Genomic DNA, 14408 nt, shown 5'->3' with positions numbered 1-14408 from the left:
TATTAAATGGAGGGGGCTGATTTGATAAGACCATTGAACAAAACAACTTTGTCTGAGGAAGTTATAAAAATAATTTTAAATAAGATTAGAAAAGGGCAGTGGCGTCCTGGAGACAAGATTCCAGGGGAAGTATCTCTTGCAGAATCCTTCCAATTAAGTAGAAATAGTCTAAGAGAAGCATTAAAATTTTTAGAGCTTTCAGGAATTCTTCATTCAAGAGCTGGAAAGGGAACATTTTTAACAGAAGATGTTTTAAAGAGTCTTCATAGAATGGAATTAATAGAAACACTAAAAAACGACAGTACATTAATAGAGCTTATAGAAACAAGGCTTACAATTGAACCACAGTTAGCTTATTTTGCAGCCGAGAGAATGAGCCCTGAAAATATAAAAAAATTAGAAAATTCTTTAGAAAAAAGTAAAAAAGCTATCGAAGATAATACCTATACTACTATGATGGGCTGGGAATTCCATAAATTCATTGGGGAAGCAGCTGATAATAAAATACTAAGCAACTTACTAATTTCTATAACCGAAGAATTAAAAGATAGTAGATTTACTTATGCTCATGATATTATTAGCTCTGAAGCTCTTTTAAAAGAAATCGAAGATCATGAGATAATACTTGAGTACATAAAAAATAAAGAAGCTAAAAAGGTTAAAAATTATATATATGACCACATAAATAACCGTCTGAATTGGTTAAAGAAACAAGTAAAAAAATAGCGGATTTGCTAAATTTAGTGTAAATTTAAATGTGATAAAATAACCTAAAAAAGAAAGCTCCTTATCATTCTTCAACTGTTGCGTTTTCAACTCCCGTATATTAATTTCTATGGGACCTTTTTACTTTATATTGACACAGCATTTAGGTATATTGTATTTTCAACAGTTAGAAAAACTAAAAAGAAATTAATGATGGAGAGTATAAGATATGTAACAACTTTTTTTATTTTTATCTAAATCTTAATTCCTAAAAAATTAAAAGACTCTCAGAATAAATATTCTAAGAGTCTTTTTTCACATTTAATTATAAATCTTCCTAATACCTGATCACAGCCCATAAAAGATCATCCTTGGAATATGGCATATATAAACAACCTCGGATATACTTTTCCCGGTTCAATTTGCAGGGGAAATATCTAGCGGTTATCCCTATAAGATTTTCTATTTAACCTGCAATTTCAAATAACTCGCATTCTAAAAAGTGCATTTTGATCTAATCAATCGACCTGCCCTTTCCTTAATCATATTTAAATTGTTGCACCAGAACCGAAATAAGTATCATTGCCTGGTTCCTTTAATAGGTTTTTTTTGGATCGTTAATAAAAATAAATTTTTTTTTTAAAATAAAAAAAAGGATTTTTAAACATTAGTGCTAATATAAATTTAAAATAGATTGTAGTACAATTAAACAATGCTTCAAAAATAGTATTTAAGTACCTAATTAAATTTATGTTCATAATGTATTACAATAGCAGGAGGTGATTTCATGAATCCAAGTATAGCATTAGTGCCAATTTAAAATAGATTGTGGCACAACTGAACAATACTTAAAAATAGTATTTTAGTGTCGAACTGAATTTATATTTAATTATAATATATAATATTAAAAAATAGCAGGAGGAAATTTTTTACCAACTTATGTTGTTGTAGGAACCTCAAGAATATCACTCGTAATTTAAAATTAGAAAATGAATAGCAGGTATTTTTTTTTAAACAGTTTGATTGTAGTACAATTAAACAATTAAAGGAGGTAAAAATGATTAAAAACATTAATTGGTCAATTGTCGGTGGTGGAAATGGAGGTCAGTCTATGGCTGGGCATTTAGGGGTTAAAGGATTTCCTGTAAAACTTTTTGATGTAAATGAAGAAGTTGTTAAAAAGATTAATGAAAAAGGAGGGATAGATGTCAGTGGAATTGTAGAAGGTTTTGGAAAAGTTCAGATGGCAACCACTAACATCAGAGAGGTCATAGAAGATGCTGACTTTATCATTGTTGTTTTACCGTCTTTGTATCACAAGGATATTGCTAAAGCATGTGCACCACATCTAAAAGATGGTCAGATAGTTCTGCTCCATCCAGGTTCTACTTTTGGAGCTTTAGAATTTAAAAAGACCCTTATGGAAGAAAACTGTAAAGCGGATGTAACAATAGGAGAAGTAAATTCATTATTATATGCTTGTCGTGTAACAGAACCAGGAAAAGCTCATATTTTTGGAATTAAAAACTATTTATTTGCTGCTGCTCTCCCAGCAACAGAAAATAAAAGAATGCTGGAAGTATTAAATACAGCTTTTCCACAATTTAGAGAAGCTAAAAATGTGATTCATACCAGTCTAGAAAATTTTAATGCTATGATGCACCCAGCTCCAACTCTCCTCAATACATCAAAGATAGATTCAAAAGAAGATTTTTTATACTATCATGAGGGTATAACCCCTGTGATTGGAGAATATATAGAAAAGATGGATAAAGAAAGAATTTTAATAGGAAAAGCCCTGGATATAGACATTATTCCTATGAAAAAATGGTATGTGGATATGTATGACTCTACTGGAGAAACTTTAAGTGAATTATGTAAGAATACTAAGGCATATAATGGAATAATAGGTCAAAAAACTCTTATGACAAGATATGTACTGGAAGATATTCCTTATTCTTTAGAGGCAATGATGTCTATGGGAAAAATGGTAGGAGTAAATGTAGATAGAATGGAAACTATTGTAAACCTTGGAAAATCCATTTTGGGAGACGACCTTCTGAGTGATAAGCGGACAATGAGTGCACTAGGATTTTCAGATTTTTCTAAGGAAGAATTATTAAATTATGTAGAAAATCTATGAAGGGATCGGAGAGGTAATTAGATTAAGATAATAATTAGGAGGTATTTTTATGGGTCGTATTTTTTATATTGTTCTAGCTACGGCAGTGGTGCTCCTGGGAAGTGGTGCTATATCGGTATATATAGGTAAAAAGTTTAATACCAGTGAAGATTGGGATGTAGGGGGGCGTGCACTTCCCCTATATGTTACTGTAGGTTCACAATTTGCAACCGTTATGGGTGGCGGAATGTTGGTAGCCCATGTAGGATTGGGATACAGTAGCGGTTGGGCAACTCTGACCTACGGTATACTTTTATCAGGAGTAATGTTTATACTGAGTTTCTTTGCTCAGTGGCTAAGGACTCAGGAATTTACAACTATTCCAGATATTTTGGAGAGGTTTTATGGTAAGAGTAAGACTCTTACCTTAGTGGCTGTATTGGCCACTATAATAGTTCCCTTTGGCTGGATTTGTACACAGTTGGTGGCAGTTTCAAAATTATTTTCAAATTTATTGGGCGTATCGCCGGTTATATTGATAATTATCTTTGCAGCTATCAGTTTACTTTTTGTTCTTCCAGCAGGATTAGCGTCGGTAGCCTGGACAGATTTTATCTTCAGTTGTCTTATGATTGTGGTATCCATAGGTTCTCTTGTATTTGCGTTTAAGATGGGAGGAGGGATCACCAATATTTTTTCTAATCTTCCTGTGGAGACAAAGGCTTTTCCTCAGAGTATGACATCGGTAGGCTGGCCAACCATATTAATCTGGATGTTTGCAATCCTTCCAGGAGGATTAACCAATCAGATGTATTATCAAAGGATAGGAGCTGTTAAAAATATAAAGGACGCTAAAAAAAGTCTTATATATAGCGGATTATTAATTTTATTTGCTGAATTTTGGGCAATTTATTTAGGATTCTCAATCAGAAGTATGGCACCTAATCTGCAACCAGAGATGGCATCGGCATGGTTTTTAAATAAATTACCCATATGGTTTTTAGCTATATATTCAGGATTTCTTGTAGCAACTATTATCTCTACTATAGATAGTGCCATCCAGACAGTTGTGGTTAATTTTACCACAGATATTTTAGGGAAGGTAATAAAGACAGATACTATGAGTTCAAAAAAACGTTTACATATTTCAAGGGTGTTTGCACTAGGTGTAACAGCTGCGGCTGTTATTATAGCCATAATATTCCCTGAAGCATTAAAACTTTTAGTTCTTACCTATGCATTCTCAGCTTCGGTATTATTAGCTCCTATATTTTTAGGTTATTTTTTTAAAGAGTCAAATTTTTTAACTGTTCAAGGAGTAGTAGCAAGTATGAGTTTTGGATTCTTAGCATGTCTATCAGGATTTTTATTAAAAACAACTATACCATATGTACTTTTAGGAATACTCAGTTCATTTATTTCATTGATTGTTGTGAGTAAGTTTACCAAAAGGGAATCTGAAGTGGCTGAAGAGGAGCTTAATTCTTAGTACTAGATAAGATTTAAAGATATGAAATATTTGTAGAATTATGATTTATCGTTAATATAATATTATACTGTGTAGAGGCAAATATGGCCAGGGAATCTCTCTTGGTAGAAGTATCTGTTATAGCTGCTGTATAGATCTTATTGAAAAAAACTGAAACCTCCTAATTTATAGGAGGTTTTTTCAATTTAAGAAAAAAAGAAGAGTTTTGTACTGAAAAATGATTCTTTGATATTTTTTATGAATGAGAGTGTGTGTTAATTATATAAGAGTGACTAAAAATAAACTTTGTTTTCAGTTACTCATATATTTTTACTTATGAAAACTTAAAATTTAATAGGGGAAAATAATTAAAAAATAAATTAATTTTTATTCATATAAAATATTATGAAAATTAATTTATTGTGCACAATCGTGCTAAAAAAATGTTACAAAAGTTCGTATTTGAAACTATAAAGTTACAAAAAATGCGATTTTTTAAAAACTATTAATTTTGATTATTGGAATTTTTGTGCTATATATATAGTTATATGTATCGCTAATGATATATATAGCTAAGCAAAATTTAATAATAAGGGAGGAAAGAATGGGAAAGTTTATTTTTAAACGATTGGGTCAAATGTTATTCACACTGTATATAGTTATTACAGCGACTTTTTTCTTGATGCACGCTATTCCTGGGGGACCTTTTACAAGGGAAAAACCGTTACCGCCAGCAGTAATAGCAGCATTAGAGGCCAAATTCAACATGAATGCACCGCTCCATATACAATATTTCGACTATATGAAAGGGGTGTTTAGTTTTGATTTCGGGCCTTCGTTTCAAAAAGTAGGAGTAAACGTAATTGACTTAGTAGAAAGCGGATTACCGGTATCTGCAAGGATGGGAGGAACTGCTGTATTAGTGGTGCTCGTAATAGGTATTCCCTTGGGGATAATATCTGCTCTGAAGCAAAATAAATGGGAAGACTATGTGGTAACTGTTATAGCTACTTTAGGGGTGACAATCCCAAGTTTTGTAATAGCTACTTTGATCATATATATATTTAGTGGAAAATTGGGGATCCTGCCATCTTTCGGGCTTACTTCCTGGAAACATTATATCGGACCGGTAATAGCTCTTTCTGGATTTTCTTTAGCTTTTGTATCCAAGCTGACCAGATCATCTATGTTAGAGGTGTTGCAGCAGGATTATATCAGGACGGCCAGGGCCAAAGGGCTGTCAGAATTTGTAGTAATAGGAAAACATGCTCTTAAAAATGCATTATTACCAGTAGTTACCTATGTGGGGCCAATGATAGCAGGAATTTTAACTGGATCATTTGTTATCGAAAAAATCTTTGCTATACCTGGAATGGGAAAATATTTCGTAGAAAGTGTAGGAAATAGAGATTACACAGTTATCATGGGAGTAACAATCTTTTATGCAGGATTTTATATAATTATGGTATTTTTAGTAGATATCATCTATGTGTTGATAGATCCTAGGATTAAATTACATGATTAAGGGGGAAGGTATGGATAAAAGATGGGAAAAAGCATCGGAGGAGACCAAAGGTGAGAAGAAGATAAGACCCAGCCTTACATATTGGCAGGACGCTTGGAGAAGGTTAAAACAAAATAAACTATCCATGATAGGCTTAGTGGTAATAATTTTATTGTTTATAATAGCAATTTTTGGACCTATGATATCTAGATTTAGTTATGAAGACCAGGATCTGAGATTTGGAAATATAGCTCCTAGATTTGATATATATGAAGTGGATAAATCCAATTATATATATGTACATCCTGAATATAAGTTATTTACTGTAACTTCTGACGGGGAACTGTTAGAATCATTGAAACCTGTTAAAAATGACATGATGAATTCACAAAAGATCTATGAAGTAGACGGGAAAAGGGTAGTATTGGATTATAAAAACGCTAAATTAGCTATGAAAAATCCAAGTATTCAAAAATATAAAATATTGGTAGACAACAAGGAAACAGAAGTATTAAAGAGGGTTTTTAATAAAACTTATTTCTTCGGGACTGATTCCCACGGAAGGGATCTCTTCATAAGGGTACTCTATGGAGCTAGAATATCACTTACAGTAGCAATAGTAGCTACCCTGGTAAATTTCTTTATTGGAATCTTTTATGGAGGAATAGCCGGATATTTAGGTGGGAGAGTAGACGCAGTAATGACGAGAATAATGGATATAATAAGTACAATTCCATTACTGCTGTATGTAATTTTACTTATGGTAATCATTGCTCCAGGATTAAAAACAATTATAATAGCCATGGGAATTACCTTCTGGGTTAGGATGGCAAGGATTGTAAGGGGGCAGACCTTAAGTATAAAACAGCATGAATATGTTATGGCTGCAAAAACTCTAGGAGCCAAAAATTTTAGGATCCTCAGCAGACACATCATACCAAATGCAATGGGACCTATCATCGTATCACTGACTATGATGATACCAAACGCAATATTTACAGAATCATTTTTAAGTTTTATAGGGCTTGGAGTAAGTGCACCTCAAGCATCGTGGGGAACCTTGGCCAGTGATGCCTTGGCAGGAATAAGAACTTATCCATATCAATTACTTTTTCCAGCAATGGCAATAAGTATAACAATGCTTGCATTTAACTTTTTAGGGGATGGACTTAGAGATGCGTTGGATCCGAGATTGAGAAAATAGGGGGGAAACATGGAAAAATTAATTGAACTTAAGGACGTAAAAACTTCATTTTTTACCCACCTAGGGGAAGTACAGGCTGTAAGAGGTGTAAGTTATAGTTTAAATAAAGGAGAAGCCTTGGGAATTGTAGGGGAATCAGGAAGTGGAAAGAGTATCACCTCTATGTCTGTAATGGGACTGCTGCAATATCCGGGAACTGTAAAAAGTGGTGAGATAGTATTCAAAGGGGAAGATCTCTTAAAGAAAAATAAGAAAGAGATGATGAGTATAAGGGGAAATGAGATAGCTATGATATTTCAGGATCCAATGACCTCATTAAATCCTGTATATACTGTAGGGGACCAGATTATGGAGGCTATTAGAAAACATCAAAACCTGTCTAAAGCTGAGGCTCTGAAAAAGGCCATTGAGATGTTAGAATTAGTAGGAATACCTGACCCGACAAAAAGGATAAACGCTTATCCCCATGAATTCAGTGGAGGGATGAGACAAAGGGTAATGATTGCCATAGCTCTTTCATGTGAGCCGGATCTGCTTATTGCCGATGAACCAACCACAGCACTGGATGTTACTATCCAGGCTCAAATATTAGATCTTATGAAGGAACTGAAGGATAAATTAAATACATCGATAGTACTCATAACCCATGATCTGGGGGTAGTGGCTGATGTCTGTTCCAGGGTATTGGTTATGTACGGGGGACTTATCATGGAGGAAGGAAAGGTAGAGGATATCTTCTATAATCCAAAACATCCATATACAGTAGGATTATTAAAGTCTATCCCTAAGATAGAACATAAAGAAAGGCTGGTACCCATAGATGGGACACCTCCAGATTTATTACACCCTCCAAAGGGATGCCCATTTGCAGCAAGGTGTGAACATGCTATGAATATATGTATGGAGGAACGGCCGGAATTTTTCAACTGCGGAGAAGGGCATAAATCTATGTGCTGGTTACTTCATCCAGATTCTCCTAAGACGGAATTAAAGGGAGGGGTAAGATAGATGGAAAATAAAAATGACAATACTCTGATAGAGATAAAAAATCTAAAAAAATATTTTTCTAAAAATAAAGGTTTTTTCAAAAAAAAGATGCAGCATCTAAAAGCTGTGGATGATGTTAGTTTTCATATAAAAAAAGGTGAAACTTTTGGACTGGTAGGGGAGTCAGGATGCGGGAAATCTACAACTGGAAGAACTATAATAAGGCTATATGATGTAACCGGCGGGGATATAATCTACGATGGTAAAAATATAAGCCACCTTAATGAAAGGGAATTAGAGCCCTACAGAAGAAAGATCCAGATGATCTTTCAAGATCCATATGCGTCACTGAATACCAGGATGACAGTAGGAGATATCATAGGAGAACCTCTGGATATCCACAACCTGGCAAAGGGTGAAGCGAGGCAGAAAAGAATATATGAACTATTGGATACAGTAGGGCTCAGTAAGGAACATGCCAGCAGATATCCCCATGAATTTAGTGGAGGACAAAGGCAGAGGATAGGAATAGCTCGTGCACTGGCTGTAGAACCAGAATTTATAATCTGTGATGAACCGATCTCAGCACTGGATGTATCTATCCAGGCTCAGGTGGTAAATATGCTGGATGATTTACAGAAAAAATTGGGATTGACCTATCTATTTATAGCTCATGATCTGTCCATGGTAAAACACATCTCAGATAGGATAGGGGTACTGTATTTAGGAAAGATGGTAGAAATAGCAGAATCAGATCCTCTCTATGATAAACCTATCCATCCATATACCAGAGCACTGCTTTCATCTATACCTATCCCAGATCCAGAATTGAATGCCAAAATGGACAGGGAAATATTAAAGGGAGATGTACCCAGCCCACTCAATCCGCCTAGTGGATGCAGGTTTAGAACCAGGTGTAAATATGCAGAGGAAATCTGCAGTGAAAAGGAACCATTGTTAGAGGAAATAGCTCCTGGAAGGTTTGTAGCTTGTCATTTTTCCAGACAATTTTATGATGGCACAAAAAAATAAAGGATTCTATAGAAGTAATAGGTATAATGACTTATCGTTTTAATGATTAGTTTTTTTTAGTAACAGCGTTTATCAATTTATTTGAGGAGGAAATTTATGAAGAAAATCTTTTATGTAGTGACACTTCTGATGGCAGTATTACTGACTGCTTGTGGAGGGGAAAAAGAGCAGCCTAAGGAAACGGATACAGCAGCAGTGGAAAAACAAATGGAACAGGTAATGACATTTAACTTAGGAGCAGATCCAAAATCTGTGGATCCTCAACTGAACTCTGCAACAGATGGTGGAATAGTTGTAAACAATACCTTCGAAGGTCTTATGAGGGTAGATGCCAATGGAAAAGCTCAGCCAGCAGGGGCAGAATCTGTAGAGATTTCAGATGATAAGATGACTTATACATTCCATCTTAGAAAAGATGCTAAATGGTCCGATGGAAAACCTGTAACAGCAGCAGATTATAAATATGCCTGGTTAAGAGCATTAGACCCGGCAGTAGCTTCTGAATATTCATTCCAACTTTACTATATCAAAGGCGGACAGGAGTTTTTTGAAGGTAAAGGAACTAAAGAGGATGTAGGATTAGAAGCAGTGGATGACCATACCTTTAAAGTAACTTTAAAAGCTCCTACAGCATACTTTTTAAACCTAATCACTTTCTATACATTTATGCCGGTTAGGGAAGATGCAGTAGTTCAAAAACCTGAAGGATGGGCAAAGGATCCTAGCATAACACTTTCAAATGGGCCATTCAAGATTTCTGAATACCATATGAATGATAAGGTTATCTTAGTTCCAAATGAACACTACTGGAATAAAGACAGTGTTAAATTAGACAAGATCGTTCTGACAATGATAGTGGATAGTGGAACAGCATTAACAGCTTATGATAACAATGAAATAGATGTTTTAGGTTCTAACCAAGTGCCTGTACAAGAAATTCCTAAGAGACAGGTGGAAGATCCAACTTTCCATATAGTTCCATTTTTAGGAACATACTACTATATATTTAATGTAAATAAAGCGCCAACTAACGATATCAATGTAAGAAAAGCTCTTACTTTAGCTATCGACAGGGAAGAGATAGTAACAGAAGTAACAAAGGCTGGGCAGCAGCCAGCTACTGGATTTGTTCCAACTGGATTAGTGGATTCAAAAGGAAATGACTTTAGAGCAACTGCAGGAGATTACGGAATTTCTACTACTGCTGATGTTGAAAAAGCAAAAGAATATTTAGCTAAGGCCGGATATCCAAATGGTGAAGGAATGGCTCCAGTTGAGCTTATCTATAACACAAATGAAGGACATAAGGCAATTGCAGAAGCAATTCAAGAGATGTGGAAGAAAAACTTAGGAATCGAAGTTAACTTAGTAAATCAAGAGTGGGCAGTATTCCAAGATACTAGACATGTAGGAAACTTTGAAGTGGCAAGAGCTGGATGGATCGGGGACTACAACGACCCTATGACATTCTTAGATCTATGGACTTCTTACTCTGGAAACAACGATGCACAATGGAATTACACTAAAGGAGATTTCCCTGAGAATAAGAAATTTGATGCATTGATCGAAAATTCAAAGGTAGCTCAAGGTGAAGCTAGAGATAAAGATCTTTATGGTGCCGAAAAAATCATGATGGATGAATTAATCACTATGCCTATCTACTACTATACAGGTGTAATCATGGTTAAAGATAAGGTTAAAAACTGGGAAAGAGATATTTTAGGTACTTGGTACTTTGGAAATGTCGAAATAATAGAATAGAAACTCTTCCTTCCTATTGGTCTCCCGATTCACGAGTATTAAAATCAATTCTAATTAGAATGAATTTTAAATGTGATACAAGGAAACCAAAGACAAGTGGAAAAGTATAAACAAAAAAGCCTCCTAGAAGTATTCATACTTTTAGGAGGCTTTTGTTATTTAGAAAGTTAAAATTTTTATGGATATATTAAAGAATTTGAAAGCTTAGATTGTGCCTAATTGGATGGAACGTCACGTTCCTAAAAAAAATTGCCTTAAACCATGGTTTAAGATGTATACTCAATGTATAGGAAATTAAAAGGTTTTGAATTTATGAAGGGTTAATTCATGAATTAACCGTACAAGGAGGAAAAGATGTTAAATTTTAAATTTTATAACCCAACAGAGATTGTATTCGGGAAGGGTCAGATGAAGCAGTTGGATGGTTTGGTACCGAAAAATTCCCGTGTACTTATCACATATGGCGGGGGATCGGTAAAGAAGTTTGGAACTTTGGACAAGGTGATAGATGAGTTAAAAAAATCAAAGAGGGAAGTATTTGAATTTGGAGGGATAGAACCCAACCCTAAGTTTGAGACTCTGATGAAAGCTGTGAAACTAGTAAGGGAGGAGAAGATCGATTTCATCCTGGCTGTTGGAGGAGGTTCCGTTATGGACGGGACTAAATTTATAGGAATAGCTTCCTGCAAGGATGAGTATATTGGAAAAGAGGAAGAGTTATTAAGCTTTGGGTTCAGAGGAGTTCCTGTGGAAAGGACTATTCCATTTGGAACTGTGGTAACTTTACCGGCAACAGGTTCAGAGATGAACAATGGAGCAGTAATAAGTCATGGAAAGGATAAGCTGGTTGTTTCCAGCAGTAAATCATTTCCAATATTTTCCATCTTAGATCCTGAGCTTACATATACTTTACCTAAAACTCAGATTGCCAATGGAATTGTAGATACATTCATCCATACAGTGGAACAATATGTTACCTATCCGGTAGATGCTAAGTTCCAGGACAGGACTGCTGAGGGGATTTTGCAGACATTGATAGAGATAGGTGAGGAAACTATAGAAAATCCTACCAACTATGAGGCCAGGGCAAACTTGGTATGGTCAGCTACAATGGGGCTCAATGGGCTTATTGGTGCCGGAGTACCGCAGGACTGGTCGGTACACATGATAGGACATGATTTGACAGCAATATTTGGAGTAGATCACGCCAAGACCCTGGCTACGATCCTGCCTGCTACCTGGAAGGTAAGGAAGGCTGAAAAGTTCGAAAAACTCCTACAATATGCAGAGAGAGTATGGAACTTAAGAGAGGGAAGTGATGAAGAAAAGGTGGATTCAGCTATCAAAAAAACCGAGGAGTTTTTCCATAGTTTAGGTATTACAACTAAGCTGTCAGATCATGGAATAGGGGAAGATGATATAGACAATATTATCGGTTCTCTAAAATCACATGGGATGGTAAAATTATCAGAAAGGGGAGACCAGACTTTGGAGATAACAAGGGAGATTCTAGAGGAAGCACTGTAAAATAAAAATATTAGTATAAAAAGAGGAGATAGCGGTCAGCTATCTCCTCTTCCATAATAAACCCTACATTCCCTGGCTGGCAGCCATAAGAAATGGAACGATTTGTTTTTTTCTTGAAACTACACCATCCAGCCAGGCAGTCCCAGTTTCTAATTCTACATTAAATCCTTTTTCTACTAATTCGGTAGAATTTCCCAATGCAAGAATTTTAGAACCGTTATTAACTATATCGGTCATAACCAGCAGGAATAAGTCATAGTTATTTTCATCTATCATCCCATTCATAGCAGATTCCAGATTTTCTCTATTATTAAGTAACCCGTCTATATCAACGGTATTGATCTGTGCTACAGCAGTCTGGAACTTACCCATAGAAAATTCTTTCATATCCATAGTTATAATCTCATCAGGAGTTTTATCTCCCAAAGAAGTCCCTGCAATGAGCATTTCCATCCCGTATTTTTCATAGTCCAGATCTGCAATGACAGCCAATTCTTTGGCAGCTTCTACATCTTTTGGTGTGCAGGTAGGAGATTTGAATATCAATGTATCCGATAAAATAGCACTGAGCATAAGTCCGGCTATGGTTTTATCAGGGGTAATTCCTTCCTCTTTAAATAATCCGTAAATTATTGTAGAAGTACAGCCAACAGCTGAGGCTCTGATCATAAGCGGCTCAGAAGTTTCAAAGTTTCCAAATTTATGATGATCTACTATTTCCAATATTTTAGCAGTTTCAATCCCGTCTACCGATTGAGAGTTTTCATTGTGATCCACTAAGATAACTTCATTTTTTCCGAAATTCATAATATGTTTGGATCTAATAGTAGAAAATATAGTTCCGTCTTTATTCACAACCGGGAAGTTAGTTTGAGAAGAGTCTTTCATAATATCCTGGATATCTTCTATAAAATCAGTAGTTTCAAAATGAAAAAAGTTTTTATGTTTTAAGATAGCCTTTACAGGTACCGATTGAGAGATCATCTTAAATGTTTTAAAGATTCCCTTATTAACCCTGACAAGGGGTATATTTATATCGTAATCAGGGATCTCATCATTTTTATCTACGCATAAAAATATGATTTTTGCCCCGGCTTTTTCAGCATTTTTGATATGTCCTGAAAAAAGTGTAGTGATTACTACATCTCCCTTAGAAATTTTAGCTAATTCAGAAACTCCTCTAAGTCTCCCCTCTATCTTACCTGCCGGGTATACTCCATTGAGAACAACAGCATCATCCTTTAAAGTTTCCCAGACATTTTCAAATGTTGTTTCATAGTCAAGGAAAATATCTCTGGTACTCATCTCTAAATATGCATTTGCAATCTCCGATATATGGATCATATTTTCCAACTTATTATTTTTATTGACAACAGGCAAACTTGAATAATTTTCAGTAGTCATGATCTCCAATGCTTTTTGGATAGAGTCAGTTTCCTTTATTAATTCCTTTTCGACCTTAGTCAGGTCTTTGACCTGTGGTTTTATAGTAGTAAGCAACTGTGGTGTTGCTACATTAAAATGATTTAAAATAAATTCAGTTTCCTTGTTTATTTCTCCTAATCTGACAGCCTTTGTATTAAGTCCTAATTGATCCTTAAGGTTAGAATATGCAATAGCTGAACATATAGAGTCTGTGTCTGGATTCTTATGTCCAAAAATTAAAACCTTCTCCTTCATTGTTGACCTCCTAAAATTATAGTAAAATATCAGAAGCCTTACCTATTGCAGATAGAAGCTCCTAATTTACTGTGTTTATGTATTTTTTTAACCTAAATATATTACCATTTAAATCATTAAATAACAAGGGTGAGTTGTAACTAAAAACGAACAATGAGGCTGGGAAAAAGAGAGTAACGCCCCCTTTTGTTCCCCCTCTTAACATAAGTGGGGGAGGTAGATCTCTGGGAGGATAATATGACTCCTCCTTTTTATGGTTTCCCGAGGTCACGAATATTATAAAATTCTTGTAGTTAAAAAGAATTTTATAAATGTGAATAAGAGAAACCGAAGCTAAAGCCATCTTGTCTTTGTGGAGCAAGTCGCAATCGTCATTGTAGGAACAGTACTGCCGGAGTTTGACGACTATAAACTTCGG

Annotated in this window: 10 protein-coding genes; 9 read left to right on the top strand and 1 reads right to left on the bottom strand. The window is 35.1% G+C overall.

Going from position 1 to position 14408, the window contains the following annotated elements:
* Positions 1 to 21 precede the first annotated feature (21 nt).
* The 9 genes from DYH56_RS08230 (at position 22) to DYH56_RS08190 (ending at position 12310) form a co-directional block, all read left to right on the top strand.
* The gene (locus tag DYH56_RS08230) at positions 22 to 726 is read left to right on the top strand and encodes a FadR/GntR family transcriptional regulator (RefSeq protein ID WP_158539099.1); all 705 of its coding nucleotides are present in this window, start codon (positions 22 to 24) and stop codon (positions 724 to 726) included.
* A gap of 1036 nt (positions 727 to 1762) precedes the next feature.
* Positions 1763 to 2848 carry an NAD/NADP octopine/nopaline dehydrogenase family protein gene (locus DYH56_RS08225; RefSeq protein WP_114642364.1) on the top strand — a complete coding sequence of 362 codons (1086 nt, stop codon included), beginning with the start codon at positions 1763 to 1765 and terminating at the stop codon, positions 2846 to 2848.
* A 49-nt stretch (positions 2849 to 2897) separates the two neighbouring features.
* Complete coding sequence (locus DYH56_RS08220) at positions 2898 to 4316, top strand: sodium:solute symporter family protein (RefSeq protein WP_114642363.1); 1419 nt, start codon at positions 2898 to 2900, stop codon at positions 4314 to 4316.
* 583 nt (positions 4317 to 4899) lie between these two features.
* Complete coding sequence (locus DYH56_RS08215) at positions 4900 to 5820, top strand: ABC transporter permease (protein ID WP_114642362.1); 921 nt, start codon at positions 4900 to 4902, stop codon at positions 5818 to 5820.
* Between the two features lie 10 nt (positions 5821 to 5830).
* Positions 5831 to 7003: an ABC transporter permease gene (locus DYH56_RS16365; protein WP_114642387.1), complete on the top strand. Its 1173-nt coding sequence runs from the start codon at positions 5831 to 5833 to the stop codon at positions 7001 to 7003.
* 9 nt (positions 7004 to 7012) lie between these two features.
* Positions 7013 to 8011 (top strand): ABC transporter ATP-binding protein, encoded by a 999-nt coding sequence (locus tag DYH56_RS08205; protein WP_114642361.1) that lies wholly within the window; start codon positions 7013 to 7015, stop codon positions 8009 to 8011.
* Positions 8012 to 9022 carry an ABC transporter ATP-binding protein gene (locus DYH56_RS08200; RefSeq protein WP_114642360.1) on the top strand — a complete coding sequence of 337 codons (1011 nt, stop codon included), beginning with the start codon at positions 8012 to 8014 and terminating at the stop codon, positions 9020 to 9022.
* A 96-nt stretch (positions 9023 to 9118) separates the two neighbouring features.
* Positions 9119 to 10783, top strand: coding sequence for a peptide ABC transporter substrate-binding protein (locus DYH56_RS08195; protein WP_114642359.1), 1665 nt, complete (start codon positions 9119 to 9121; stop codon positions 10781 to 10783).
* A gap of 354 nt (positions 10784 to 11137) precedes the next feature.
* The gene (locus DYH56_RS08190; RefSeq protein WP_114642358.1) at positions 11138 to 12310 is read left to right on the top strand and encodes an iron-containing alcohol dehydrogenase; all 1173 of its coding nucleotides are present in this window, start codon (positions 11138 to 11140) and stop codon (positions 12308 to 12310) included.
* A 63-nt stretch (positions 12311 to 12373) separates the two neighbouring features.
* Here DYH56_RS08190 and DYH56_RS08185 read toward each other — a convergent pair whose 3' ends face one another.
* Complete coding sequence (locus DYH56_RS08185) at positions 12374 to 13990, bottom strand: putative manganese-dependent inorganic diphosphatase (RefSeq protein WP_114642357.1); 1617 nt, start codon at positions 13988 to 13990, stop codon at positions 12374 to 12376.
* Between the last annotated feature and the right edge of the window lie 418 nt (positions 13991 to 14408).

Source organism: Psychrilyobacter piezotolerans (assembly GCF_003391055.1).
Lineage (GTDB): Bacteria > Fusobacteriota > Fusobacteriia > Fusobacteriales > Fusobacteriaceae > Psychrilyobacter > Psychrilyobacter piezotolerans.
The sequence above is the reverse complement of the archived record's forward strand: the minus strand, read 5'-3'. Positions and strand labels throughout refer to the sequence as shown.